The organism is Cognatishimia activa (genome assembly GCF_017798205.1).
Classification (GTDB): Bacteria; Pseudomonadota; Alphaproteobacteria; order Rhodobacterales; family Rhodobacteraceae; genus Cognatishimia; species Cognatishimia activa_A.
The window spans coordinates 1-24017 of sequence record NZ_CP060010.1 but is presented as its reverse complement, the minus strand read 5'-3'; the positions used below and the strand labels follow the sequence as shown (position 1 = coordinate 24017).

25 protein-coding genes are annotated in these 24017 nt (G+C 58.0%); 11 read left to right on the top strand and 14 right to left on the bottom strand.

The genetic code is table 11. The features are described from left to right. The first annotated feature begins 53 nt into the window (after nt 1–53). Nucleotides 54–521: a transcriptional regulator NrdR gene (nrdR, locus tag HZ995_RS00125; RefSeq protein WP_209356680.1), complete on the top strand. Its 468-nt coding sequence runs from the start codon at nt 54–56 to the stop codon at nt 519–521. A gap of 20 nt (nt 522–541) precedes the next feature. Further along, the gene (ribD, locus tag HZ995_RS00120) at nt 542–1612 is read left to right on the top strand and encodes a bifunctional diaminohydroxyphosphoribosylaminopyrimidine deaminase/5-amino-6-(5-phosphoribosylamino)uracil reductase RibD (RefSeq protein WP_209356679.1); all 1071 of its coding nucleotides are present in this window, start codon (nt 542–544) and stop codon (nt 1610–1612) included. On the opposite strand, the gene HZ995_RS00115 is transcribed toward ribD, so the two are convergent. The 3 genes from HZ995_RS00115 to HZ995_RS00105 all read right to left on the bottom strand — a co-directional run bounded on the left by HZ995_RS00115 (nt 1609) and on the right by HZ995_RS00105 (nt 6124). Beyond that, nucleotides 1609–3588, bottom strand: coding sequence for a capsular polysaccharide biosynthesis protein (locus tag HZ995_RS00115; RefSeq protein WP_209356678.1), 1980 nt, complete (start codon nt 3586–3588; stop codon nt 1609–1611). The genes ribD and HZ995_RS00115 overlap by 4 nt on opposite strands. Nucleotides 3589–3605: 17 nt before the next feature. Further along, a complete protein-coding gene (locus HZ995_RS00110; RefSeq protein WP_209356677.1) occupies nt 3606–4739 on the bottom strand; it encodes a polysaccharide biosynthesis/export family protein in 1134 nt (377 codons plus the stop codon). Nucleotides 4740–4834: 95 nt separating this feature from the next. Then, nucleotides 4835–6124 carry a capsule biosynthesis protein gene (locus HZ995_RS00105; RefSeq protein ID WP_209356676.1) on the bottom strand — a complete coding sequence of 430 codons (1290 nt, stop codon included), beginning with the start codon at nt 6122–6124 and terminating at the stop codon, nt 4835–4837. A 142-nt stretch (nt 6125–6266) separates the two neighbouring features. Here HZ995_RS00105 and HZ995_RS00100 point away from each other — a divergent pair, with 142 nt between their 5' ends. The 4 genes from HZ995_RS00100 to nusB all read left to right on the top strand — a co-directional run bounded on the left by HZ995_RS00100 (nt 6267) and on the right by nusB (nt 9138). Then, the gene (locus HZ995_RS00100; RefSeq protein WP_209356675.1) at nt 6267–6854 is read left to right on the top strand and encodes a riboflavin synthase; all 588 of its coding nucleotides are present in this window, start codon (nt 6267–6269) and stop codon (nt 6852–6854) included. Nucleotides 6855–6994: 140 nt separating this feature from the next. Continuing rightward, nucleotides 6995–8113 carry a 3,4-dihydroxy-2-butanone-4-phosphate synthase gene (ribB, locus tag HZ995_RS00095; RefSeq protein ID WP_209356674.1) on the top strand — a complete coding sequence of 373 codons (1119 nt, stop codon included), beginning with the start codon at nt 6995–6997 and terminating at the stop codon, nt 8111–8113. Between the two features lie 3 nt (nt 8114–8116). Beyond that, nucleotides 8117–8668: a 6,7-dimethyl-8-ribityllumazine synthase gene (locus tag HZ995_RS00090; protein WP_209356673.1), complete on the top strand. Its 552-nt coding sequence runs from the start codon at nt 8117–8119 to the stop codon at nt 8666–8668. Continuing rightward, a complete protein-coding gene (gene nusB, locus HZ995_RS00085; RefSeq protein WP_209356672.1) occupies nt 8665–9138 on the top strand; it encodes a transcription antitermination factor NusB in 474 nt (157 codons plus the stop codon). The genes HZ995_RS00090 and nusB overlap by 4 nt, the downstream gene beginning before the upstream one ends. Nucleotides 9139–9175: 37 nt before the next feature. On the opposite strand, the gene nadC is transcribed toward nusB, so the two are convergent. Genes nadC through nadA form a run of 3 tightly spaced genes read right to left on the bottom strand, consistent with a single transcriptional unit; the run spans nt 9176 to nt 12676 of the window. After that, nucleotides 9176–10024 (bottom strand): carboxylating nicotinate-nucleotide diphosphorylase, encoded by an 849-nt coding sequence (nadC, locus tag HZ995_RS00080; RefSeq protein ID WP_209356671.1) that lies wholly within the window; start codon nt 10022–10024, stop codon nt 9176–9178. Further along, nucleotides 10021–11592 (bottom strand): L-aspartate oxidase, encoded by a 1572-nt coding sequence (locus HZ995_RS00075; protein WP_209356670.1) that lies wholly within the window; start codon nt 11590–11592, stop codon nt 10021–10023. The genes nadC and HZ995_RS00075 overlap by 4 nt, the downstream gene beginning before the upstream one ends. 7 nt (nt 11593–11599) lie before the next feature. Then, on the bottom strand, nt 11600–12676 hold the full coding sequence (nadA, locus tag HZ995_RS00070; protein ID WP_209356669.1) for a quinolinate synthase NadA: 1077 nt from the start codon (nt 12674–12676) through the stop codon (nt 11600–11602). Between the two features lie 216 nt (nt 12677–12892). Between nadA and HZ995_RS00065 the strand changes: the two genes are divergently transcribed. From HZ995_RS00065 to HZ995_RS00055, 3 genes are read left to right on the top strand one after another with little or no spacing between them, the layout of a single operon-like run. After that, entirely contained in the window at nt 12893–13276 is a 384-nt protein-coding gene (locus HZ995_RS00065; protein WP_209356668.1) for an NADH:ubiquinone oxidoreductase subunit NDUFA12, read from the top strand. A 9-nt stretch (nt 13277–13285) separates the two neighbouring features. After that, nucleotides 13286–13738 (top strand): outer membrane lipid asymmetry maintenance protein MlaD, encoded by a 453-nt coding sequence (mlaD, locus tag HZ995_RS00060; protein WP_209356667.1) that lies wholly within the window; start codon nt 13286–13288, stop codon nt 13736–13738. Beyond that, complete coding sequence (locus HZ995_RS00055) at nt 13735–14271, top strand: DUF2155 domain-containing protein (RefSeq protein WP_209356666.1); 537 nt, start codon at nt 13735–13737, stop codon at nt 14269–14271. Before mlaD ends, HZ995_RS00055 begins: the two co-directional genes overlap by 4 nt. Here HZ995_RS00055 and aat read toward each other — a convergent pair. The 6 genes from aat to HZ995_RS00025 form a co-directional block, all read right to left on the bottom strand. Continuing rightward, nucleotides 14217–14861 carry a leucyl/phenylalanyl-tRNA--protein transferase gene (aat, locus tag HZ995_RS00050; protein ID WP_209356665.1) on the bottom strand — a complete coding sequence of 215 codons (645 nt, stop codon included), beginning with the start codon at nt 14859–14861 and terminating at the stop codon, nt 14217–14219. The genes HZ995_RS00055 and aat overlap by 55 nt on opposite strands. A 9-nt stretch (nt 14862–14870) precedes the next feature. Beyond that, a complete protein-coding gene (gene accC / locus HZ995_RS00045) occupies nt 14871–16220 on the bottom strand; it encodes an acetyl-CoA carboxylase biotin carboxylase subunit (protein WP_209356664.1) in 1350 nt (449 codons plus the stop codon). Between the two features lie 10 nt (nt 16221–16230). Continuing rightward, nucleotides 16231–16737, bottom strand: coding sequence for an acetyl-CoA carboxylase biotin carboxyl carrier protein (gene accB / locus HZ995_RS00040; RefSeq protein ID WP_209356663.1), 507 nt, complete (start codon nt 16735–16737; stop codon nt 16231–16233). A 166-nt stretch (nt 16738–16903) separates the two neighbouring features. Further along, nucleotides 16904–17440 carry a LuxR family transcriptional regulator gene (locus HZ995_RS00035; protein WP_209358101.1) on the bottom strand — a complete coding sequence of 179 codons (537 nt, stop codon included), beginning with the start codon at nt 17438–17440 and terminating at the stop codon, nt 16904–16906. Nucleotides 17441–17642: 202 nt separating this feature from the next. Further along, a complete protein-coding gene (locus HZ995_RS00030) occupies nt 17643–18272 on the bottom strand; it encodes a CoA transferase subunit B (protein ID WP_209356662.1) in 630 nt (209 codons plus the stop codon). Continuing rightward, complete coding sequence (locus HZ995_RS00025) at nt 18272–18994, bottom strand: CoA transferase subunit A (RefSeq protein ID WP_209356661.1); 723 nt, start codon at nt 18992–18994, stop codon at nt 18272–18274. Before HZ995_RS00025 ends, HZ995_RS00030 begins: the two co-directional genes overlap by 1 nt. A 178-nt stretch (nt 18995–19172) precedes the next feature. Here HZ995_RS00025 and HZ995_RS00020 point away from each other — a divergent pair, with 178 nt between their 5' ends. Together HZ995_RS00020 and HZ995_RS00015 are read left to right on the top strand one after the other, a co-directional pair. Beyond that, the gene (locus HZ995_RS00020) at nt 19173–19718 is read left to right on the top strand and encodes an RNA polymerase sigma factor (protein ID WP_209356660.1); all 546 of its coding nucleotides are present in this window, start codon (nt 19173–19175) and stop codon (nt 19716–19718) included. Further along, nucleotides 19711–20079 (top strand): DUF6768 family protein, encoded by a 369-nt coding sequence (locus HZ995_RS00015; RefSeq protein ID WP_209356659.1) that lies wholly within the window; start codon nt 19711–19713, stop codon nt 20077–20079. The genes HZ995_RS00020 and HZ995_RS00015 overlap by 8 nt, the downstream gene beginning before the upstream one ends. Nucleotides 20080–20113: 34 nt before the next feature. On the opposite strand, the gene topA is transcribed toward HZ995_RS00015, so the two are convergent. Further along, a complete protein-coding gene (gene topA, locus HZ995_RS00010; protein ID WP_209356658.1) occupies nt 20114–22756 on the bottom strand; it encodes a type I DNA topoisomerase in 2643 nt (880 codons plus the stop codon). A 136-nt stretch (nt 22757–22892) separates the two neighbouring features. Then, nucleotides 22893–24017: a DNA-processing protein DprA gene (gene dprA / locus HZ995_RS00005; protein ID WP_209356657.1), complete on the bottom strand. Its 1125-nt coding sequence runs from the start codon at nt 24015–24017 to the stop codon at nt 22893–22895.

The following is a 24017-nucleotide window of genomic DNA, read 5'->3' as shown; positions in this document are numbered from 1 at the left end:
AACTGGGGGAACGCCCCAATACGATTGACAGAGTTGAAGGTTGGGGGACCACAATGCGCTGCCCATTTTGCGGAAATGTTGACACCCAGGTGAAGGATTCACGCCCTGCAGAGGATCATGTCTCGATCCGGCGGCGTCGGTTTTGTCCGTCCTGTGGGGGCCGGTTTACCACCTATGAACGCGTGCAGCTGCGCGATCTGGTGGTGGTGAAATCCAGCGGTCGTCGCGAGGATTTTGACCGTGACAAGCTGGAACGCTCGATCCGCATCGCTCTGCAAAAACGCCCGCTGGAGCCAGAGCGCATTGATCAGATGATTTCGGGCATCGTGCGCCGTCTTGAAAGCATGGGGGAAACGGACATCCCGTCCAAGACCATCGGCGAGATCGTCATGGAGGCCCTCGCGCGCATCGACACGGTTGCCTATGTGCGCTTTGCCTCGGTCTATAAAAACTTCCAAGCGGCGGATGATTTCGACAAATTCGTCTCTGAGCTGCGGCCAGACGTAAAGCCCGAAGATTGATCCAAGACGACAAAAGGTACATGGCGCTCGCCCTTACGTTGGGGCGACGCGGGCAGGGGCGTTGCTGGCCTAATCCGGCTGTGGGATGTGTCATCGTCAAAGACGGTCGCATCGTCGGTCGCGGCTCCACGGCCCCTGGCGGACGGCCGCATGCGGAACCTCAGGCCTTGGCGCAAGCGGGGGCGGCAGCCTTGGGGGCGACGGCCTATGTAACCTTAGAGCCTTGTTCTCATTATGGAAAAACGCCGCCTTGCGCGGAGGCGTTGATCAAGGCGGGCGTTGCGCGCGTGGTTGTGGGGCTCAAGGACAATGACCCGCGGGTGTCTGGGCGTGGCCTCAAGATGCTAGAGGATGCGGGCATAGACGTCACCACAGGCGTCTTGGCAGACGAAGCGGCTTGGGATCTAAGGGGATTTTTCCTGAAAACCGACGAGGGGCGGCCCTTTGTAACTTTGAAACTCGCCATGACGCTGGACGGGCGGATCGCCACAGCGACTGGCGCAAGCAAATGGATCACCGGTCCCGAGGCGCGGCGTCGCGTTCATGCACAGCGGGCCAATCACGATGCGGTGCTTGTGGGCGGAGGCACAGCGCGCGCCGATGATCCGTCTTTGACCGTGCGTGACATGGGCATCGTGCAGCAACCTGTGCGTGTGGTGGCCAGCCGTCGTCTGGATCTGGCTATGGACAGTGTTTTGGCCAAAACCGCGCGGGACGTGCCTGTTTGGCTGGTGCATGGGCCTGATGCTCTGGAGGCGCGTAAGTCAAGCTGGTCTGAGGCCGGCGCGACCCTGCTGCCTTCTGACCTAAACGGAGCCCAGCTTGATCCGGGCGCTTTGCTCAAGGCGCTTGGGGCGCAGGGGCTTACGCGTGTCTTCTGTGAAGGGGGCGGGTCTCTTGCGGCGTCTTTGCTGCAGGCGGGGTTGGTGGATCAACTGATCGTCTTTACGGCCGGTCTTGCGTTGGGGGCCGAGGGGCATCCGGGCATTGGCGCTTTGGGTGTTCAGAAAATGGCCGAGGCCCCACGTCTTACGCTCGCGTCCCAAGAGCGTGTTGGCGATGACATCATGAGCATGTGGCGTCGCCCTTAACGCCAGAGGTGCTGGTAACTGGCAAAGACCCCCTGTGCCTTGGACAGCAAACGGTTCAGGCGACCCGGATGTGCGATTTCGCCTGATTTCAGCAGGTTCACAGCGTGTTCAACGGAACAGGGTAAGACTGCCTTGGCATCAAAATAGCGCGGGTAGTCGATGAGGCAGGCATGGACCAAACCTTCAAGGCTCGGTCTCGCTGTACGGCGCTCGGGCACCTCGGACATATCCCGCGTGAGCCCCCAGCCCGCATAGAACGGCACGCCATATGTCGTCACAGGCAGCCCCCGCATCAGCGCTTCAAATCCGGTGAGAGAGGTCATTGTCTGCACCTCCTGAACCTCGGCGAGCAGGGCTGAGATATTCGCATCCGTGATGACAACATCCGCGATGTCACCGGCGTTCTCGACCTTGCCTGTGCGTAGACCTGCGACCACGTCGGGATGTTCTTTATAGACAATCGCCGCGTCTGGGTTCGCCTGGCGCACGGCGGTCAGCAGGTCAAGATTGGTGCGGATGTCGCCTGCACCTAAGAGGATCGACGCATCGTCCTCGACCTGACCGGGCACGAGAATCCGGTGGCCCGCGGGCAGGGGAGGGAGTTGGCCATCCAGATTATATTTGCTCAGGTGATGGGCTGTGATCGTCTCTATCAAACGCGCGGCGCGCTGTGTTTGGGCGGGCGAGAGGCGCGTGCGTTTAGAGATCAGCCTTTCCAGATCCGACGGGCGAGAGGGGTCAAAATAAATCCCCGAGCGGTCAAGGATCAGGGATAACGGCGGCACCAACTCGGCGCCTAGACCTCGCGATCTAAGGAACCCGTCCTCGACGCGGGTGGCGTCCTGATCGCTGGCGCCCCAGACCATCGCGGGGCGCTCTGGTTTGGCTTTGCCAAAGCCCATTCGCTTTGTGTCACCGAAAAACTTCTGAAAATGCGCGCGTTTCCAGAGTCTTATGTTGTCGCCTGTCCAGCCTTGATGGTCTTCGCGCCACGCCCGAGCTTGCGCCTCCAGCGCGCCGATCACGTCTTCGATCTCGCAAAGCTGGTCTCGCAATGGATCGTACCATGTTGGGTAAAGCATCATCGCGGCGGCAAAGAGTTGGGCTTTGGTCAGAACCCGTTGTCGTCGTGCAGGCGCGTTCTGATCCGTGGTCAGCCCCCAACCCGCATAAAATGGCTGCCCAAAGACGCGCGGTTTATGGCCTGCGTAGATCGCTTCAAACCCCATTTGCGAGGACATCGTATAAACGCCGACCGCGCCTTCAAACAGCACCCAGGGCGAAATCGGTTGATCCCAGAGTTTGACCCGTTCGTTCACATCCTTTTGGCCGAAATACCCCTCGCGAAACCCTTGCTGTGTCTCTGTATGGGTTTTGATCAGCACAGGTACACCGGGATGTTCTTCTTGCGCCATCACCAGCATTTCTTGAAAGTCGGCATCCGTTGAGCCAGAGGCGCGCACGGCGGCGTCATCGCGAGTCTGGTCTATGACAAGGACATAGCCCGGTGAAGGGGCAGGGGCGTCGGGCAGAAAGGCGTTGTATTTGCTAAGATGCGCGTCCTGAATGCGCTCGATCGCGGCGCGGGCACGGGTCAAAAGCGCTGCGTCATCCAGAGGGTGCGTGGCCAGAAGCGTTTCCAGATCGCTGGGCGTGCGCCCGTCAAAGTGAACGCCCGATTGATCGATAAGGAGCCCCATCGGAGGCTCTCCGGCGCGGCCCGGGTGAAGAGAGCGCAAAAAGGCATCCTCGACGCGCAAAAGCGGGACGTCATAGCGCGCAGCCATGGCTTCACCTCGTGGCGCAATGGGGCTTTGCCCCCATACGCCCACCAGATCCCCTTCGTTGGGGCGCCCTAATGCAATGGGAAAGCCCGCCAGTTGCATGATCCGACGCAGACGCCGTTGCCACAGAAAGCCGCCGTTATAGACAAAAACACGCCGAGGATTTTGGTCCTCGGCGTGTGGGTCTTTCATCTGGGGCGTGATCACCCTTAGCCGCCTGTCAAAGACGTCAGACCGCTGATCTGGCCTGCAGATCCGGTAAGGGCAGAGATCGTCTTATCCCACTGGGTGAACGGCGCTTCGGTCACATAGAGCGTGTCATCGTCGCGAATGACAAAATCGCGCGCGTGGAACATGCCATTGGGCTGCGTCAGATCAAGCACATAGACCAGACGCTGTGCGCCGATCAGATCGTCGCGGCCCATCACGACATTCGCGATCTCTGCAGGTTCGTTGCGGAAGACAAAAACGCCGGTTGGGTCAGCCGCTCGGGTGTTCAGGCCTCCGACTTGGGCAATTGCCTCAATCGCCGAAATGGCTTGGTTGTCAAAGGTCATACGCGTCTGCGTGCCAGTCGCGCCAAGTGCGGTAAAGGCGCGGGTGTCGGCCTCGACCAGAATGCGGTCGCCGCCACGTAGCGCGATGTCCAGATGCGGATTGTCGTAAAGATCCTGGAACCAGATTTTGCCGGTTTCCTTGCCGCGAGTCACAGTGACCTGCGCCACTTCGGGGCGTACGGTGACACCGCCAGCCTGCGCGAGCATCGCGGACAGGGTACGTGTCGGGCGTTGGATTGGATAAACGCCTTGGCCCGCAATCGCGCCCACAATAGATACGGTCGAGCCATCACCTGCCACGCGGCGCACTTCGACCTGTGGATCGGGGGTTTGATCTTCGAGCTTACCGCGGATGATGCGGCGCACGGCCTCTGGCGTGTTGCCTGCGGCACGGATGCGGCCTGCGTATGGCACAAAGATATGGCCAGAGCCATCGACCTGTACTTGCTCAAGAACGGCGGCTACCTGACCCTCTGGGCCAAGCAAAGGCTTGTCGACGTTTTCCCAAATGGTCAGCGACAGCGTATCGCCGGGGCTGATAATGTCAGATCCCAGGATGCCCGCATTTTTGAATTTATTCGAGAACCCCAGCGCCATATCCACAGCGGTGGCTCGGGTCACGCGGTCATTGACGGACACCACAAAAGCGTCGCCCTGTTGTTGAACGGACCCTGAATAAATCTCGCGCTTGTTCGGGCCAGAGCGGGGCAAGCCGCATGACGTTACAACGGCCAAAGCCGCCACCACGGCGATAGACTTCGCCCAACGGGAGGAATGGGTTTTCACTGCTCGGTCTCCTCGACCTATGTTTTTCTGCCTCAATTATTAACGCTAAATTACCAGATTACTGGGATAAAATCCAGCGCTAGACCTTGTGTCTTTTAGCTGATCGCACGCAACTGTTGCCTCGGCGCGGCGCGTCCGGACTGGAGCGCGGCGTAGGGATCTTCCTCTGCGAGCATCATATCCACGACCTGCCGCAAGAGTTGTTGGCGGCCGCGATGTGCGTAGAATCCGCCGGCGATCTGGCTGGTTTCCAGCAAAAAACGGCGATAGTCGCGATAGGCGGCCATGTCCGGGCGCGTTGCCCCTGCAAAAAAGTTCCGCAGGCTCAGATCGCTGATGAATTCGGGCTGGTCATAGACCGCCTTGCCAAAGATCTTGACCGGAATGCCGCGCCAAAGCGCCTGTTGCCCGGCGGTGGAGTTCACGGTGACCACGCTGCGGGTTTCATTGAGCAACTGCGCGAGCTTGCCACCGCGTACGAAATGCACCCGATCTGCGACGCCGTATTTGCGGGCAAATTCCATTGCGAGGCTGCGCACTTTGACACGGCCGTCCTCAAGCGGATGGGCTTTGAACACCAAATGATGGTGCTTTGGCGCGCCAAGCGCAAAGTTTTCAACCACCAGCTCGATAAATTCACTCATGGTGGAAAACGGTGAATGTTCCTGAAAGCTGGTGTCATGTTCCAGCTGCAAGAGGCATAGGTGATAGGGGAAGCCGCCATGGCGGATCCGCCAGGTGGCAATCCGGCGTTGAATCGCGTGGCGGGGCATTTTCAACAGCCGCAGGCAATGCAGCGCAAATTCCTGCCGCACGTTCAAGGCGCGATGCGGTTGAAACGCGGGGTATTTGCCATTCGCGAACATCACAAACCAATGATAGAGCGCGCCGTAAAAGATATGCTCGCGCATGTCGCCCCAATGGGCCGGAGGCATGGGGGATTCCATATCCGCACCGGCCAAGGCCTCTTGCATTTGAGGGATGGTGATGTCCATCAGTCGGGAATGCCCGTTCGAGCCATCGCGCTCATAAGTGACCCAGAAGGGGCGCAAATAGCCCTCTTCGAAAATATGGACCGTCAGGCCGCGTGTTTTGGCGATCCGAATAGCTTCGGCATGGACGCCGCGTGTGTCGCCATAGAGCGCGACATCCGTGACGTTTTTCTCGTCAACAATCCGGGTGAATTCCGCAGGCCAATCGAGCAGATCGCCACGATAGGGAATATAGCGCGACATATCAGACCAAAACGCCTGATCGCCTGCATTAAACCCAACCCGCCAAACATCCGCGCCCGATTTCGCCACCATATCCGCAAGCAAACGAAAAAACGGCCCATGAGGCCCCTGTAAGAAAAGAAAACTGCGGTTTTCGCTGCTCGGCTGCATATCTGCGCTCGTGTTGGTTACCTAAGTCTATAGCACTTGTTTTTCAGAGAGGTTAACGGTTTTTCGTGGCCAAACTATGGCATCTTGTGCCGAGCCGCGCTCTTGTTTAGGTCTGAGTCCGGAATGCAACACGAGAGACACCATGTTCACAGGCATCATCACTGATATCGGCGAAATTCGAGAGCTTGAGAAGCGCGGCGATCTGCGGGCACGGATTGGCACGTCTTATGACATTTCGACCATCGATATGGGCGCTTCGATTGCCAGCGATGGCTGTTGTTTGACGGTGATCGCGATGGGGGATGACTGGTATGACGTCGAGATCTCGGCAGAAACTGTGTCGAAGACCAATCTGGATGCCTGGACTGTTGGCAAGCGCGTGAACCTTGAGCGCGCGTTGAAGGTCGGTGATGAGCTGGGCGGGCATATCGTGTCGGGTCATGTGGATGGTGTCGCCGAAGTGATTGCAATGCAGGACGAAGGTGACAGCACGCGCGTGACTTTGCGCGCACCTGAGGCTCTGGCGAAATACATCGCGCCCAAGGGCTCTGTTGCTTTGAACGGCACGTCCCTGACAGTGAACGAAGTCGAGGGCTGTGACTTTGGAATCAACTTTATCCCGCATACCAAAGAGGTGACAACCTGGGGCGATGTGGCAGTTGGCGACAGAATCAATTTGGAAATTGATACGCTCGCGCGCTACGTAGCGCGGCTGCAGGACATGTCGTAAACATCTGTCTTTGCTAATGGAATTTGAGGGGTCGCCAAGGGGCGGCCCTTTTGCGCTTTGGGGCGGGGTGAAATTGTTACACTGGTATTTTCGCGTTAATCAGGCTATTTCCGAGGCAGGATTTTTGGAAAGGCAAGCCCATGGCGTTTGAAAGCCCCGGACCCATCGAACAGTCTCTGCGCGATGCAATCAGCCCCATCGAAGAGATCATCGAAGAGGCCCGTCAGGGGCGTATGTTCGTGCTTGTCGACCATGAGGACCGCGAGAACGAAGGCGATCTGGTGATCCCAGCGGGGTTTGCAGACGCCGCCGCAGTGAATTTCATGGCCACTCACGGGCGCGGGTTGATCTGTCTGACCCTTCCAAGCGAGCGTATTGACCAGCTGGGCCTGCCAATGATGGCGATGCACAACTCGTCGCGCCATGAAACGGCCTTTACCGTGTCCATTGAGGCCCGCGAGGGCGTCTCGACAGGCATTTCCGCCGCCGACCGTGCTTTGACTGTCGCAACCGCGATCAACGAACAATGCGGACCCGCCGATATTGCGACTCCGGGCCATGTGTTCCCTCTGCGCGCGCGTAAAGGTGGTGTTCTGGTGCGGGCAGGGCATACCGAAGCGGGCTGCGACATCAGCCGTCTTGCCGGTCACTATCCGGCCTCGGTGATTTGCGAGATCATGCGCGAAGACGGCACGATGGCGCGTCTGCCGGATCTTGTTGAATTTGCTGGTAAACATGGGCTTAAGATCGGCACGATTTCTGACCTGATCTCTTATCGCTCCCGCAATGACAACCTCGTCGAATTGACCGACCGCCGCACCGTAGATTCCGAATTCGGCGGCGAATGGGACATGCATATTTTCACCGACCAAACCCATGGCGTGGAACATGTGGCCTTGGTGAAAGGCGATATCACGACGGATGAACCTGTGCTGGTGCGCACCCACGCTTTGAAAGTCGAAAAAGACATGCTCGGCCTTGGCGCAAAGCGCGCGGATGAAATGCGCTCGGCGATGGAAGCGGTGGATCGCGAGGGACGGGGGGTTGTCTGCCTCTTCCGCTCTCCGAAGAACCGTCTGTTTGTCGAAGAGGACGAAGGCCCACGCACCGTCAAACAAATTGGTATCGGCGCGCAGATCCTGTCAAAACTCGGATTGAACAAGCTGGTCTTGCTGACAAATTCTCCGCAGGCCGTCTATCTGGGCCTTGAGGCCTATGGGCTGGAAATCACCGACACCCGCCCGATCGAAGTGGAGTAAATCATGGCCGGATCTGAACAACATTACATCATGCCACGCGCCGAGTTTGACCGTCCGGTGAAGATCCTGATCGTCGTGTCGCCTTACTACAAGGACATCGCCGACAATATGGTCGCGGGCGCTGTGGCCGAAATCGAAGCCTGCGGTGGCACCTACGAGATCGTCGAAGTCCCCGGCGCCTTGGAAATCCCAACCGCCATTGGCATGGCAGGTCGCATGGCGAATTTCGATGGATTTGTGGCCTTGGGCTGTGTGATCCGTGGCGAAACCACCCATTATGATACGGTCTGCAACGACAGCTCGCGCGCGATCCAACTGCTTGGTTTGCAAGGGCTTTCTATCGGCAACGGCATCCTAACTGTGGAAAATCGGCCCCAAGCCGAAGTCCGCGCGGATCCGAAAGAGCAAAATAAAGGCGGCGGAGCAGCCGCTGCGGCCTTGCATCTCATCGCGCTTTCGCGCAAATGGGGCGGCCCGCGTAAGGGAGTTGGATTTATTCCGGCCACTGACGAGTTGAAAATCGCGGGCGCGACAAAGGATACCCCGACCGCATGACCTCTGAGCTCTCAGGCAACCAAAAACGCAAAATGAAGTCCGCCGCCCGTCTTTTCGCGGTGCAGGCGCTCTATCAGATGGAGCAATCTGGTCAGACTTTTGATCAGGTGCGGGTTGAATTTCTGGACCACCGTTTTGGCGAGGTCTTCGAAGATTATGAGATGCTTGAGGGCGATGTGGCGCTGTTTTCCGAGCTGCTGGAGCAGGCGGTGAACCATCAGGCGCTGGTGGATCAGATGACGGATCGCGCGCTGGTGGCAAAATGGCCGTTGGGTCGGATCGACAGCACTTTGCGCGCGCTGTTCCGCGCAGCGGGGGCAGAGCTGACCCAGACAGAGACGCCTCCGAAAGTGGTCATCGTGGAATTCGTGCAGGTCGCGCAGGCTTTCTTCCCGGAAGGCAAAGAAAGCAATTTCGTAAACGCTGTGCTCGACCACATGGCGCGCGAAGCGAAACCCGACGCGTTTTAAACGAAGAGGGCGAGGCCTCGACCGATGAGGGGCCTCTTTAGAAATCCAATCCCAGATCAATCGTGCGCGCTGAATGAGTCAGTGCACCCGAGCTGATGTAATCCACACCCGTCGCCGCAATCGACTTGATCCGGTCAAGTTTCACATTGCCCGAAGCCTCGGTCTTCATCGCGCCATTGACCATCCCAACCGCCTCGCGCAGCTGATCATTGTCCATATTATCCAAGAGTACAACCGAGGCGCCACCCGTCGCCAGAACCTCTTCCAGCTGATCCAGACGGTCGACTTCGATTTCAACTGCCATCATGTGGCTGGCATGACGTTTGGTGGCCTCGAGCACCTGTCTTACCCCACCGGCGGCGGCGATGTGGTTGTCTTTGATCAGAATCGCATCCGACAGTGAGTAGCGGTGGTTGTGGCCTCCGCCATGCAGCACAGCGAGCTTTTCCGCCAAGCGCATATTCGGCGTGGTTTTGCGCGTGCAGGTGACGCGAGCGTTGGTGCCCTTGGCCTCGGCAACAAAGCTCGCGGTTTTGGTCGCGATGCCGGTCAAACGGCCGGTGTAGTTCAGAGCCACACGTTCAGCCGAGAGGATCGAGGCCGCAGAGCCTTTGATTTCCATCAGCGTCGTGCCTTTTTCGGCACTTTCCCCATCCCCGACGCGTGTTTTGATTTCGAGCGAAGGATCGACCAGACGAAACGCCAATGCTGCGATCTGCATGCCCGAGACCACACAGTCCTCGCGGGCGTTCAACCGCGCCGCATAGGTCGTGTCCGCAGGTATCACCGCGCGGGTGGTGACATCGCCATAGCTGCCAAGGTCTTCCATGAGGGCGGCTTTAACCATCGGTTCCAGGATTAGATCGGGGACGGTGGCGAAACTCATGAGGGGTCCTCGGTTTTGGCGGTGACGCGGGCGCGGATGGCGCGCGCCTCAGATAGGGTCATTTTAGAACGCTTTCCGGGTCCCGGCATAGGGTCGGGGAAATCAGATCGCGCGTGAGCCCCGCGGGATTCGTCGCGCACAAAGGCGCAGGCGGCGATCAGGGTGGCTGTTGCGCACATGTTCAACAGGCTCTCGCTTTGGGCGTTTGCTTCGATGTCTTGCAGGGTGTTCAACGCCTCGGCGAGGCCTTTTGCGTCGCGGATGACGCCGACATTGTTGGACAACGTGGACCGAAGTCGTGTCACGTCGTCGGCTTCCGGCGCATTTGCTGTGCCTTTGAAATCCATATTAATTTCAGCGGCTTGCGTCTCATCCGTCCGCGCCTTGATGCCCTCAGCGCAGATGCGCGCATAGACCAAGGCTTCAAGCAATCCGTTAGAGGCCAAGCGGTTCGACCCATGCAGGCCCGTCGAGCTCGCCTCACCGCAAACCCACAGGTTGCCAAGGCTCGCGCGGCCTTCGGCATCGGTCGCAATCCCGCCCATGTGATAATGCGCAGCAGGGGCCACGGGGATCGGCTGCGTCACCGGATCAATGCCATTGCGCGCGCAGTATTCCGCCACGGATGGGAAGAGGTCGATGATTTCAGCCCCAATCGCCTCGCGAGTATCAAGCATCGGACGATTGCCTGCCTGATGCTGCGCAAAGACCGCACGGGCGACGATATCGCGGGGTGCGAGTTCTGCATCGGGGTGGACTGCGAGCATGAAGCGCTCGCCGTCCTTGTTGATCAGCGTCGCACCTTCGCCGCGTAGAGCCTCGGTGGCCAAGGGGGCGGGGTCTTCTCCAACATCCATGGCTGTTGGGTGGAATTGGACGAATTCGGCATCAGCGATCACGGCACCCGCGCGCGCCGCCATGCCGATGACCTGACCGCGAATGCGATGCGGATTGGTCGTCAGTGCATAAAGCCCGCCAGAGCCACCGCCCGCCAAAAGGTAAGCCGCCCCACGCAGCATGATCGAAGCCGAGCGATCCGCGTCACTCTGCGTGATCGCAACGCCTGTGACCGCGCCGTCCTCGGTGTCGAGTGACACAGCCATAGTGCCCTCAAGCACTTGAATTGACGGGGTTTCGCGGACTTCTTCGATCAGGGCGGCCATAATTTCAGCGCCTGCCTGATCGCCTTTCACACGCACCACGCGGGCGTAGGAATGGGCAGCCTCGCGCGAGAGCACATAGCCGCCGTCCTCGGTGCGATCAAAGGGGGTGCCGAGCGTCGTCAGATCCAGAATATGATCGCGCGCCTCACGCGTAACCATGCGGGCGACGTCGGCATCAACTGTGCCTGCGCCTGCGCTTAGCGTATCTTCTGCGTGGGATTCTGGGCTGTCCTGATCGGCCATTGCCGCCGCCACGCCGCCCTGCGCCCATGCAGAACTTGCGCCTTCGCCCAAAGGTTCAGGAGAGATCATCACGACCGGTGTCGGGGCCAGTTTCAGCGCCGCATAAAGCGCGCCGAGGCCTGCGCCGACGATCACAACCCGATCTGTTTTGATCTCTTGCATAAGGTGCTTAGAGGCCCAGTTTCTGAGACAGGTCGATCATGCGCTGCACGGAAAGTCGCGCCTTTTCAGCGACATCCGCGTCAACTTCGACCTGGTTTTCCATCGTGTGCAGCACATATAGAACCTTTTCCAAAGAGATCTTCTTCATGTAGGGGCACATGTTGCAGGGCTTGGCGAAGTCAACCTCTGGCAGCTCGTCAGCGATGTTGGAGGCCATCGAGCATTCGGTGATCAGCATCGCCTTTTTGGGCTTGTTGTCATGCACCCATTTGATGATGCCAGAGGTCGATCCGGTGAAGTCGGACTCGGCCACAACGGCCGGGGTACATTCCGGGTGCGCAATGATTTTCACCTCGGGGTCATACTCGCGGTAGGCCTTCAAATCGTCCGCTGTATAGAGCTCGTGGACGATGCAGGAGCCTTCCCAGAAGACGACTTTCTTCTTGGACTGGTTCGCCACATTCTGCGCCAGATACTGGTCTGGGGTCATGATGACGGTGTCGCTCTCCATCGCATCCACGATTTGCACCGCATTAGAGCTGGTGCAGCAGATGTCAGAGGCGGCTTTCACCTCAGCGGTCGTGTTCACATAGCTGACCACAGGCGCGCCGGGATATTTGGCGCGCATTTCTTCGACGCCCTCAGCGGTGATGGATTCCGCAAGCGAGCAACCTGCGCTCATATCCGGCATGAGAACGGTTTTCTCTGGGCTTAGGATCTTTGAAGTCTCGGCCATGAAATGCACGCCGCATTGGACGATCACGTCGGCGTCGACTTTGGTGGCCTCAATCGCCAACTGCAAGCTGTCGCCTGAGACATCGGAAATGCCGTGGAAGATTTCCGGCGTCATATAGTTGTGGGCCAAAACAACCGCATTGCGCTCGCGTTTCAGATCGTTGATCGCCTTGACGTAGGGCGCATAGATCGCCCAGTCGGCAGGGCTGACGACGCGGTCCATCCGGTCATAGATGTCGGCCATGGACGCGGCGAGGTCTGGATTCGGTGCAAGATCATAGTGGTCTGACAGTTTCGTCGTGATATCTAGCAACGGCTTGGCTCCGGTTGGCTGTGGCTTGGGTGGCATTTACAGTGCTGTTACAATTTAGGCCAGTGAAATAAAGGTTTTACGGGGAAAACGCGGGGTTATTCCCGATAGGCCGCGCTTTTGCGAAACAAGCGTTCCGATTTGAGTATTTTTGGCAAGATGAAACCCGCGTGGCGTAGCTTTGCCTGTCCGTGTTCAAAGACTGGACCTTTGATGGGGAATGGGGCATAGAGATCACGAACTTAGGAGGCACATATGGGCATTGTGAACACGCTTCTTAGCGCCGTGACCTGGTGGAACGGCCAGACGCTGAACACGCGGATCTTTACCTGGCGCAAGGGTGAGAAGGTTGGCGAAGACGATCAGGGCAATGTCTATTACCGTACCAAGAATGACAGCAAACGCTGGGTGATCTACAACGGCGAGGCCGAGGCAAGCCGTATTGGGCCTGACTGGCACGGTTGGTTGCACCGCACTTTTGACGAGCTGCCAAGCGAGAAACCACTGCCGAAAAAATCATGGGAGCAGCCGCATCAGGAAAACCTGACGGGCACGATGATGGCCTATGCACCGGCGGGATCGATCCGGTCCAAAGCGCCGGTAGAGCGCAGCGACTACGACGCGTGGTCTCCGGAATAGGATCGGGTCATGTCCTCCTCTACGCAACGTACTGAGATTGCCGTTGGCGGGCTGGTTCTGGCCGCTGCGATCGGGTTTGCTGCCTATATGGGGCAGGTTGCGAGCTTTGGCTCAGGCGGCTCTGGCTATGAGCTCAGCGCGTCCTTCCGCTCGATTGAGGGCGTGAGTGTTGGCAGCGATGTGCGGCTGGCGGGCGTTAAGGTTGGCACGGTAACGGGGATCGAATTGGATCCGGTGACGTTTCGGGCCAATACGACTGTGAATGTGCAAGAGGGTATTCTTCTGCCAGATGACTCTGCGATTGTGATTTCGTCAGAAGGCTTGCTCGGCGGGAATTTCGTCGAGGTTCTGCCGGGTGGCTCACCCTTTAACCTGGAACCGGGCTCCGAGATCATCGATACTCAGGGTGCCGTTAGCCTTGTGTCCTTGCTGATGCGCTTTGTCAGCGGTGGCGAGGAATGAGCGCTTTGCGTTCTGTAAAAGCGGCCATTTTGGCTGGAATCTTGTCGGCGGCGTCGGCGCAAGCTCAGGAAATCATTGTCGAATCTCTGGATGATCCGGTGGACGGTGAAACCGGGTTCATCACGGAAACTGACAGCGATGTCTTCCTGCGTGGCGCGTCTCTGTTTGAGGAAATCACCGAAGAGGTTCGCGCGGTCAAAGGCTCGGGCGTTGATCTGCGGGCTTTGGACAAAACCACCGGTGAAGTGCGGGATATCACGCTGTCTGACGGGCAATCCGAAGCCTTTGGGTATTTGCGGATTGGTCTGACGGAATGCCGCCACCCTGACGACAATGCAACGGGCGAAGCCTATGCCTATCTGACCATTGTTGAAGAGGCGAACACTTCAGCCCCTGTGTTCCAAGGTTGGATGATTGCGTCGTCTCCTGCGTTGAACGCGATGGATCACGCGCGGTTTGACGTTTGGGTGCTGCGCTGTCAGGTGGATGCGGCTGTCGCGGACGCCAGTACAGAAGAGACATCTGGCAACTGAGCGCCTGTGATGTCTGCGCGCCGATGAATGGCGTCTTTCAACAGGAATTGATAGTCGGCGCGGGGGATTTCCTTCGCCCCAAGGCTGGCCAAATGGTCTGTGATGAATTGCGTGTCAAAGAGTGTGTAGCCGCAATTTCGTAGATGCGTTGTCAGAAAGGCGAGCGCGATTTTTGAACCATTGGTTGCGCGCGAAAACATGCTTTCGCCGAAAAACGCAGCGCCTAGGGCGACGCCATAGACGCCCCCGATCAAGCGGCCCTCGCGCCAGACTTCGAGCGAATGGGCCTGAGATTTCTGGTGTAAGTCAATGTAAAGGCTGCGAATTCTGTCGTTTATCCAGGTATCAGGACGGTCCGCGCAGGCATCCAATACACCTTCGAAATCGCGGTTAAGCGTCACCTCGTAATCCCCACGCCGCAACGCTTTGGCCAAGCTGCGCGAGATATGAAAGCGACCAAGTGGCAGGATCCCCCTTTGTTTCGGATCGACCCAGAAAATTTCCGGGTCGTCTTTATGTTCGGACATGGGAAAGATGCCCATGGCATAGGCCTGCATCAATAGATCGGGGGTGATCTCTTGGCGGCTCATGGCGCGGCGTTAGGCGCCGTAGTTGGCGTCCAGCCACTTCTCCAGCCAGTGAATATTGTAGTCACCAGAATGGATGTCAGCTTCTTCCAGAAGGGCGTGGAACAGAGGCACAGTGGTCTCAACCCCATCCACGATCAGCTCGCCAAGGGCACGGTGCAGACGTGCCAAGGCCTCTGGACGGTCGCGACCATGTACGACCAGTTTGCCGATGAGGCTGTCGTAGTAGGGCGGGATGGAATAGCCATCATAAAGTGCGCTGTCCATGCGGACGCCAAGGCCGCCCGGCGCGTGGTAATGACTGATCTTGCCCGGACGAGGCGCGAAACCTGGGAAGGTTTCCGCGTTGATCCGTACCTCAATCGAGTGACCGTTGATCTCAAGGTCATCCTGCGTGAAGGACAGAGGCATACCGGCCGCAACACGTATCTGTTCGCGCACGAGGTCCACACCGAAAATGCTTTCGGTAACAGGGTGTTCCACCTGCAAACGGGTGTTCATCTCGATGAAATAGAACTCGCCGTTCTCGTAGAGGAATTCGACAGTGCCAGCCCCGCGATAGCCCATTTCGGCAACCGCATCAGCACAGACCTTGCCGATATAGGCGCGTTCTTCTGGGGTGATGCAGGGGCCGGGGGCCTCTTCAAAGACTTTTTGGTGGCGACGCTGCAAAGAACAGTCGCGCTCGCCCAAATGGACGCCGTTACCCTGACCGTCGCCAAAGACCTGAATCTCGATATGACGCGGCGTGGTGAGGTATTTCTCGATATAGACTTCGTCGTTGCCAAATGCCGCTTTCGCCTCGGAACGCGCGGTGCCAAAGGCCTCTTCCATATCATCTGCGGTCAACGCGACCTTCATGCCGCGCCCGCCGCCACCGGCGGTGGCTTTGACGATAACAGGATAGCCGAAGTCTTCGCCGATCGTTTTGGCGGCTGCCAGATCTGGAACGCCACCTTCGGACCCCGGAACCACTGGGATGCCCAGCTTCTTGGCGGTGTCTTTGGCGGTGATCTTGTCGCCCATGGTGCTGATGTCAGCGGCGCTCGGGCCGATGAAGGTCAGACCGTGGTCTTCGACGATTTCCACGAACCGTGCGTTTTCAGACAGAAAGCCATAGCCTGGGTGGATCGCCTGCGCGCCAGTGACTTCGCAGGCTGCGATGATGGACGCCATATTAAGATAGCTGTCAGCACCCGCATTTGGGCCGACACAGATCGCTTCGTCTGCCATACGCACGTGCATTGCGTCGGCATCTGCGGTGGAATGCACCGCGACCGACTTGATGCCCATCTCGCGGCACGCGCGGATCACGCGAAGGGCGATTTCTCCGCGGTTGGCGATGAGGATTTTATCAAACATCGCGAATACCTTATTCGATGATGACCAGAGGCGCGCCGAACTCAACCGTGCCGCCGTCCTCAACAAGAATGCGCTTGATGGTGCCTGCTTTTGGCGCAGGGATCTGGTTCATGGTTTTCATTGCTTCGATGATCAGGATGGTCTGACCTTCGGCCACCTGAGCCCCCACGGTGATAAACGCAGGCGCGCCGGGCTCTGGCTGCAGATAGCATGTGCCGACCATCGGAGAGGTCACAGCGCCCGGATGGCTTGCCGGATCCTCGTTGCTGGCCGCAGGTGCTGCGGGTGCCGCAGCTGCAGGAGCTGCCGGTGCCGCGGGCGCTGCAACCGGAGCAGCTGCAACCGGGGCAGGGGCCGCCATGGCGACGACTTCTTTTTGACGGCTGACACGCACATTCATGCTGTCGTTGTCGCCGTATTCGCGCATCACTTCGAGTTCGGTCAGATCGTTTTTCTCAAGCAATTCGGCCAGCGCCTGAATAAAGGAGACGTCCGCGTCGTGGGTCTTCTTGCTCATAATATATCCTCTGATGCGCGACAGCTGCGCGTCTGTTTGGTTTTCCCTAACGGCTGTATATAGGCTATCAGAAAGCCAAGGAAAAGCTCGGGGAACGGGGAAAACACCGCATTTCTTACCCTAGGTTAACGATTTTCGATCCATCCCCTAAAGATCATGCGGAAAATCACAGCGGCATGCCAGAAAGTTTCGCGACCAATTCGGCCAATTTGCGGGCCCCGAACTTGCGCAGAAGCCGCGCGCGGTACTCTTCTACAGTGCGGTAGCTTAGGTTCAGCTCTAGCCCGATTTCTTTTGAGGTCTGGCCCCGGCATGTCAGGATCGCCACCTCGCGCTCGCGTTGGGTGAGTTCGACGACAGGGCGTTCATCTGACAGGTCTGCAAATGTCCAAACCCCGCTTTGAAACGGGTTGTCCGGGGAAAGCGACTTGCCTCGCACGCGACACCAAAACAGGCTCCCGTCGGCGCGGCGCATGATGCGTTCGTCGTTGTAGCGCCCTGTGTCCTCCATGGCGGCGCGTACTTTTTCGCCAAAGCTCTCGAAGTCTTCCTGGCTGGCATAAAACTCGGCGATGGATTTGCCGGAGCAATTTTCGGGCTCGATTCCAAACATCTCACCAAAGGCTCTGTTGGCGGCATGGATGCGGCGTTTGTCCAGCATGCACATCCCGATCGGGGCGTGCTGGTAGGCAAGTTCTGAAATATTCATGGCGGCAGAATGCACTGGTTGGCCCCGCAAGCCAAGGACACAGTTTGCGCGTAGATAAGAAGAGGCCACCTGTTTATTGCCGCGTCACTACCAAGCGTCACAAAGCAGATTTCTGATCGTCTGTTCGCTCCCAGGCCAACAAAACAAAAAAAACCCGGCGCAAGGCCGGGTTTTTCCAAATTCATGTCAAAATGACTTAGTCGACCAGGGTCGCCTCAGTTGCCGCGCGCAGCTCTTCTTCGGTGACGCCGTCGGCGCACTCGACAATCTTCAAACCGCCTTCGACAACATCCAGAACACCGAGGTTCGTGATGATGCGGTCCACAACGCCTTTGCCAGTCAGCGGCAGGGTGCATTCTTTCAGAACTTTGGACTGGCCGTGCTTGTTGGCGTGATCCATGACTACGACCACGCGGCCAACACCCGCGACTAGATCCATAGCGCCGCCCATGCCTTTGACCAGTTTGCCTGGGATCATCCAGTTCGCCAGGTCGCCGTTCTCCGCCACTTCCATCGCGCCCAGGATTGCCATAGCGATCTTGCCACCGCGGATCATCGCAAAGGATTGCGCAGAGTCAAAATAGGCGGTCTGAGGCAGTTCGGTGATGGTCTGCTTGCCTGCGTTGATCAGGTCTGCATCCTCTTCGCCCTCGTAAGGGAAAGGGCCCATGCCCAGCATGCCGTTTTCAGACTGAAGCGTCACTTCGACGCCCTCTGGGATGTAGTTGGACACGAGCGTCGGGATACCGATGCCCAGGTTCACATACCAACCGTCTTGCAGTTCTTGCGCGGCGCGGGCCGCCATTTGGTTACGATCCCAAGGCATTATGCGTCCTCCCGCTTGCGTGTTGTACGTTGTTCGATGCGCTTCTCGTGATCGCCCTGTATGATGCGATGCACGTAGATGCCTGGCAGGTGGATCGCGTCCGGGTCAAGCGAACCGGTTGGAACGATCTCTTCGACCTCAGCGATACAGATTTTGCCGCAGGTTGCCGCTGGCGCGTTAAAGTTGCGCGCGGTTTTGCGGAAGATCAGGTTGCCGGTTTCATCCGCTTTCCAAGCCTTTACGATCGACAGATCCGCAAAGATGCCTTCTTCCATGATGTAGTCTTCCATGGCACCATCTTGGCCCGTTGGGAATTGCTTCTCCATCTTGCCTTCGGCGATCACGGTGCCCACGCCAGTGCGGGTGAAAAAGCCCGGGATGCCTGCGCCGCCGGCGCGCATACGCTCGGCCAGAGTGCCCTGAGGGTTAAACTCCAGCTCCAGCTCTCCAGACAGATACTGGCGCATGAACTCCGCGTTCTCACCTACGTAAGAGCTGATCATCTTCTTAACTTGCTTGGTCTGTAACAAAATGCCGATGCCAAAGTCATCCACGCCCGCGTTGTTGGACGCAAATGTCAGATCCTTGGTGCCCGCGTCTTTGATCGCGTCCAAAAGCAGTTCCGGAATACCGCAGAGACCAAAGCCTCCGGCGGCAATAAACATGCCGTCATGCAAGAGGCCATCCAACGCCTCCGCCGCATTTGCATAGATTTTTTTCATGGATGTCTCCCAATTCCATTTGGCGTGTTTTTGAATTTTGCCTTGCTTTAAGTCAACGCATACAGGGGCGTCCGGTATTACTACGGACTTACCGCTAGAGGCGTTTTTTTCACCACCGCACCGAACCTTTTGCCCGATCACGCGCACTATAGGATAGTTGGCCAGGAAAGGGCAAAACATGACCGGCAAACGCCGCGCCTTAGAAGAGTTTTTGGTGATCGAAGCGCGCCTTGGGCGACCCGCGGCAATGGCTGATCTGGTGCGCCTTCGCGGACCTCGCCTCTTGGTGCATGCGGCGCGGTTGCTGAACGGCAAAGACGAGGCGCAGGACGCTGTGCAAGACGCTTGGGTGCAGATCTTTCGCGACCTGCATAAGCTGAAAGACGTGGCGGCCTTTCCGGCTTGGGCTACTCGGATCGTATCTCGATGCTGCTACAGGATCATAGAAAAACGCCTTCGGGTCCAGGACGCCAAACGCGAGATTGCGCCTCTTATTGAGGACAGCTGTGAAGTCGATCTGAACGAAGAGGCACAGATCCTTCGCCAAGCCATAGACGCCTTGCCAACACCCCAGCGCGCGGCCATTGCGCTGTTCTACCTAGAAGACATGAGCCTAGCCGAGGTGGCCGTCTCGCTGGATGTGCCGGTGGGCACGGTGAAATCGCGCCTTTCTGTGGCGCGCATGTCGCTGAAAGACGCATTGAAAGGAGACTTAGATGTCTAGCAAAAATGACCTTGATCGTATGATCGAAGATGCTCTGAAAGGGCAAGACAGTGAGATCCTGCGCGAGACGCAAGAGCTTGGCTGGTTCCAGCTGGGGCTGTCGCAGTTTGGCGGCAAGCTGGGCTGGGTCACTTGGGTTGTGATGATTGTGCAGATCGCGCTCTTTGCGGTCGGGCTTTATTGCGCGGTTCAGTTTTTTGGCGCGACCGAGGCGATCTTGGCGGTGAAATGGGGCGTCAGTGGCGGCGTCCTGATCCTGATGGCAACGCAGCTTAAGCTGAGCCTGATGCCGCAGCTTCAGGCCGACCGAGTGATCCGCGAAGTGAAGCGGCTGCAACTTATCATGGCGCGCAACGACTGAAAAATGAAAAGGCCGGGACATCTCCCGGCCTATGTTATTTCGCGGTGGTTTTTTTCTTGGTCGTCTTTTTGGTGGTCTTTTTGCGCGTACCCTTCTTGGCCGCCTTTTCATTGACCAGCTCAATCGCCATTTCGACAGTCACATCCTTGGGCTCAACGTCCTTGGGCAGGGTCGCATTGACCTTTTCCCATTTCACATAAGGCCCGTACCGACCGTCCATAATGTTCATGGCGCCACCATCTGGGTGTTCGCCCATCTCACGCAACGGTTTCGCGGCTGCTGCCGACCCGCGCCGCCCGGGGTTAGCGCGTTTCTCAGCCAAAAGTTCAACCGCACGGTTCATGCCGATTTCAAAGACGTCATTGGGATCTTTGAGGTTAGCGTAGACAGGCTTTGCCTCATCCGGCAGTTGGTGCATCACATAGGGGCCGAAACGCCCAAAGTTCGAGGTGATCTCGCCGCCCTCTGGGTGCAGACCAATTGCGCGGGGCAGGGACAAAAGCGTAAGCGCCTTTTCCAGATCCATCGCCGCCGCGTCCCAGCCTTTGGGCAGGGAGGAGCGGTCAGGTTTCTTGTTGTCTTCGGTGATTTCACCGCGCTGCACATAGGGACCAAAGCGGCCCTTACGCAGCAGGATATCATTCTCGTGCTCGTCCTGACCGAGGATCACATCGCCCGTGTCATCAGAGTCACCATTCAGCGGGCGTGTATATCGGCATTCCGGATAGTTGCCGCAGCCGACAAAACCGCCAGTACGTGAGGTTTTGAGATGGAGCTGGCCAGTACCACATTTCGGGCAAATGCGTGGATCTGACCCGTCCTCGCGCGGCGGATAAAGCTGCGGGGCAAGGGCTGCGTCGAGTTTATCAAGAACCTCTGACACCCGCAGATCGCTGGTTTCCGCAATGGCTGCCGAGAAATCTCGCCAGAAGGTCGCGAGGACTTCTTTATAGTCCTGATCGCCGGCCGAAACATCATCCAGGCTCTCTTCAAGGTTCGCCGTGAACTCATATCCTACGTACTTGCGGAAGAAGTTCATGAGGAAGATCGTGACGATCCGCCCTTTTTCCTCGGGGAAGAGGCGGTTCTTGTCCTTGCGTACATACTCGCGGTCTTGGATCGTTGTGATGACCGATGCGTAGGTGGACGGACGTCCGATGCCCAACTCTTCCATCCGCTTGACCAGCGTTGCCTCGGTGTAGCGGGGCGGCGGTTGCGTGTGGTGCTGCAGAGCCAGAACGCCCGCATTGTCAGACAGGATTGCATTGTCCGCGCGGGTCGCTTCGATCACATCGCCTTCGCGACCGGCAGCTTTGTTGAATTGATCCGCGAGGCCTTTCGGTGAGAACACCGCCGCTTCGCCCTGCATGATCTGAGGCAGGCGCTTGTCGTCGTCGTCTTGAACGTCGTCGCGGCCCTCTTCATAGACCTTCATAAAGCCGTCAAACATAACGACCTGACCGGTGGCGCGCAGCTCGACTTGCCCGTCGTCAGAGGCGATATCGACCGTGGTACGTTCAAGCCGCGCGGCTTCCATCTGGCAGGCGATGGTGCGTTTCCAGATCAGATCGTAAAGTTTGCGCTGATCCGGTTCGCTGACCTTAATCTGGCTCGCGTCTTTATTCATATCCGTCGGGCGGATACATTCGTGGGCTTCCTGCGCGTTCTTGGCTTTGTTTTTGTACATCCGTGGCGATTTCGGGATGTACTCTTCGCCATAGCGATCTTTGATCGTGTCGCGTGTCGCCATAACGGCCTCAGGAGCCATGTCGATGCCGTCGGTCCGCATGTAAGTGATCAGACCTGCCTCATAAAGGCGCTGCGCCGTGTTCATACACTGCCGTGCGCCCATGCCGAATTTGCGGCTGGCCTCCTGCTGCAGGGTCGAGGTCATGAACGGTGCGGACGGATTGCGCGTCGCGGGCTTCGCTTCGACCGATTTTACCGAGAGATTGCGGGAGGTTACGGCCTGAACTGCAAGTTCCGCGGCCGTGCTGTCCTTGAGCGACATGCGGTCAAGTTTCTGACCGCCGAGCACTGTCAGACGCGCTTCAAAATCCTTGCCGCGTGGGGTTTGCAGCAAAGCACGCACGGACCAGTATTCCTGCGCGTTAAAGGCTTCGATTTCTTCTTCGCGCTCAACGATCAGACGCAGGCATACCGACTGAACACGCCCAGCAGAGCGCGCACCCGGCAGCTTGCGCCACAGAACCGGCGAAAGCTTGAAACCTACCAGATAATCCAAAGCACGACGCGCCAGATAGGCCTCAACCAGAGGCTCGTCGACCTGACGCGGGTTCTGCATTGCTTCGGTCACAGCCGACTTAGTGATCGCGTTGAACACGACGCGCGACACAGGGGTGTCTTTCTTAATGGCGCGACGTTTGCGCAGAGCCTCTTCGAGGTGCCAAGAAATCGCCTCTCCTTCGCGATCGGGGTCGGTCGCGAGGATCAGGTTGTTGTCGTCTTTCAGAGCGTCCGCGATGGCTTTGACATGTTTGCGGCTGTCGTTTCCGACCTCCCATGTCATGGCGAAATCATTGTCCGTGTCGACCGATCCGTCCTTCGGAGGCAGGTCTCGCACGTGGCCATAAGAGGCGAGTACCGTGTAGTCAGACCCCAAGTATTTATTGATAGTTTTGGCTTTTGCCGGGGATTCGACGACAACGACGGGCATGCTTAATTCTCGACTCCTCAAGACTCGTTTTTCTTGGCCTTATGGCGGCAGAAGATGTGCGGTGGAAGGGGGCATTGTCAATGACCACTGGAAAACCGGACCCGCGCCGCAGGCTTTGACGGCATGTAGTTTGACATCACCGCCGAGACAAGAGCCCACCTGCGCGACGCAGGATTTTCCCGTGTAACTCGAGTGTGGACAAGGCAGGGGCTAGTGATTTCGCCTTGGACTTTAGATCAAAGATCAACTGGTCCTCGGCCAGGGGGATCGGCCCCAATCGATTGAGGATCTTGTCGTGCAGTTTTGCTGAGTCGCTCAGGCTGTCCTGGCCTTCGTCTGCCAGTGGTAGATCTGGTTGCACAGGCTCGGGAATTGCGAGTTCTTCAATAATGTCTTCGGCATTGCGCACCAAAGTCGCGCCGTCCCGGATTAGAATATTGCACCCCGCGGCACGTGCATCAAAGGGGTGACCGGGGACCGCAAGCACGTCACGCCCCTGATCAAGCGCATTGCGCGCAGTGATCAGAGATCCTGACTTGGCGGCGGCCTCAACAACGACAACCGCGCGGGTTAGCCCCGAGATGATCCGGTTGCGCGCCGGAAAATGTCGCGCTTGTGGCTGCAAGCCCATAGGCTGCTCGGACAGGATCAGTCCTTGTTTCAGGATATCCTCGGCCAAAGTCTTGTTTTCGGCGGGGTAGATCCTGTCCACGCCACCGCCAAAAACCGCTATTGTTCCGGTTTTTAAAGCGGCTTCATGAGCCGCGGCATCGATGCCACGGGCCAAACCGCTGACGATCACCTGCGCCTTTTGGCCAAGTTCCAGCGACAAGCTGCACGCCATGCGACAGCCCAAAGACGACGCATTGCGCGCACCGACCAGAGCAATCGCCTCGCGATGTAAAAGCCCAATATCGCCACGTGCCCACAATAGAGGGGGCGCGTCGCCTAGATCATAAAGCGGTTTCGGATAGTCGGGATCGCCAAAGCATATCAACTGCGCCTTCGCTTTGCGCGCAGCCTTAAGTTCCGCCTCAATGACGCCCTCGGGACAGATACTATAGTCGTCCACCCCGGCTTCGGCCGCGATCTCAGGCAAAACGGATAGCGCGGCTTGTGCCGACCCATATTCACCCATCAGCCGGTGAAAAGTAGCCGGTCCAACCCGTCTTGAGCGCAAGAGACGAAGCCAGAGAAACCGTTCATCTTCCGTGGTGGGTGGGTTCTTGGGGTGAGTGGAAGAAAACTGACCGTCGGTCAT

Bases quoted from the DNA above. Each gene is read 5' to 3' on its own strand.
- nrdR (WP_209356680.1), top strand. From the start codon at position 54: ATGCGCTGCCCATTTTGCGGAAATGTTGACACCCAGGTGAAGGATTCA.
- ribD (WP_209356679.1), top strand. From the start codon at position 542: ATGGCGCTCGCCCTTACGTTGGGGCGACGCGGGCAGGGGCGTTGCTGG.
- HZ995_RS00115 (WP_209356678.1), bottom strand. From the start codon at position 3,588: ATGAAAGACCCACACGCCGAGGACCAAAATCCTCGGCGTGTTTTTGTC.
- HZ995_RS00105 (WP_209356676.1), bottom strand. From the start codon at position 6,124: ATGCAGCCGAGCAGCGAAAACCGCAGTTTTCTTTTCTTACAGGGGCCT.
- HZ995_RS00100 (WP_209356675.1), top strand. From the start codon at position 6,267: ATGTTCACAGGCATCATCACTGATATCGGCGAAATTCGAGAGCTTGAG.
- ribB (WP_209356674.1), top strand. From the start codon at position 6,995: ATGGCGTTTGAAAGCCCCGGACCCATCGAACAGTCTCTGCGCGATGCA.
- HZ995_RS00090 (WP_209356673.1), top strand. From the start codon at position 8,117: ATGGCCGGATCTGAACAACATTACATCATGCCACGCGCCGAGTTTGAC.
- nusB (WP_209356672.1), top strand. From the start codon at position 8,665: ATGACCTCTGAGCTCTCAGGCAACCAAAAACGCAAAATGAAGTCCGCC.
- nadC (WP_209356671.1), bottom strand. From the start codon at position 10,024: ATGAGTTTCGCCACCGTCCCCGATCTAATCCTGGAACCGATGGTTAAA.
- HZ995_RS00075 (WP_209356670.1), bottom strand. From the start codon at position 11,592: ATGCAAGAGATCAAAACAGATCGGGTTGTGATCGTCGGCGCAGGCCTC.
- nadA (WP_209356669.1), bottom strand. From the start codon at position 12,676: ATGCCACCCAAGCCACAGCCAACCGGAGCCAAGCCGTTGCTAGATATC.
- HZ995_RS00065 (WP_209356668.1), top strand. From the start codon at position 12,893: ATGGGCATTGTGAACACGCTTCTTAGCGCCGTGACCTGGTGGAACGGC.
- mlaD (WP_209356667.1), top strand. From the start codon at position 13,286: ATGTCCTCCTCTACGCAACGTACTGAGATTGCCGTTGGCGGGCTGGTT.
- HZ995_RS00055 (WP_209356666.1), top strand. From the start codon at position 13,735: ATGAGCGCTTTGCGTTCTGTAAAAGCGGCCATTTTGGCTGGAATCTTG.
- aat (WP_209356665.1), bottom strand. From the start codon at position 14,861: ATGAGCCGCCAAGAGATCACCCCCGATCTATTGATGCAGGCCTATGCC.
- accC (WP_209356664.1), bottom strand. From the start codon at position 16,220: ATGTTTGATAAAATCCTCATCGCCAACCGCGGAGAAATCGCCCTTCGC.
- accB (WP_209356663.1), bottom strand. From the start codon at position 16,737: ATGAGCAAGAAGACCCACGACGCGGACGTCTCCTTTATTCAGGCGCTG.
- HZ995_RS00030 (WP_209356662.1), bottom strand. From the start codon at position 18,272: ATGCCTTGGGATCGTAACCAAATGGCGGCCCGCGCCGCGCAAGAACTG.
- HZ995_RS00025 (WP_209356661.1), bottom strand. From the start codon at position 18,994: ATGAAAAAAATCTATGCAAATGCGGCGGAGGCGTTGGATGGCCTCTTG.
- HZ995_RS00020 (WP_209356660.1), top strand. From the start codon at position 19,173: ATGACCGGCAAACGCCGCGCCTTAGAAGAGTTTTTGGTGATCGAAGCG.
- HZ995_RS00015 (WP_209356659.1), top strand. From the start codon at position 19,711: ATGTCTAGCAAAAATGACCTTGATCGTATGATCGAAGATGCTCTGAAA.
- topA (WP_209356658.1), bottom strand. From the start codon at position 22,756: ATGCCCGTCGTTGTCGTCGAATCCCCGGCAAAAGCCAAAACTATCAAT.
- dprA (WP_209356657.1), bottom strand. From the start codon at position 24,017: ATGACCGACGGTCAGTTTTCTTCCACTCACCCCAAGAACCCACCCACC.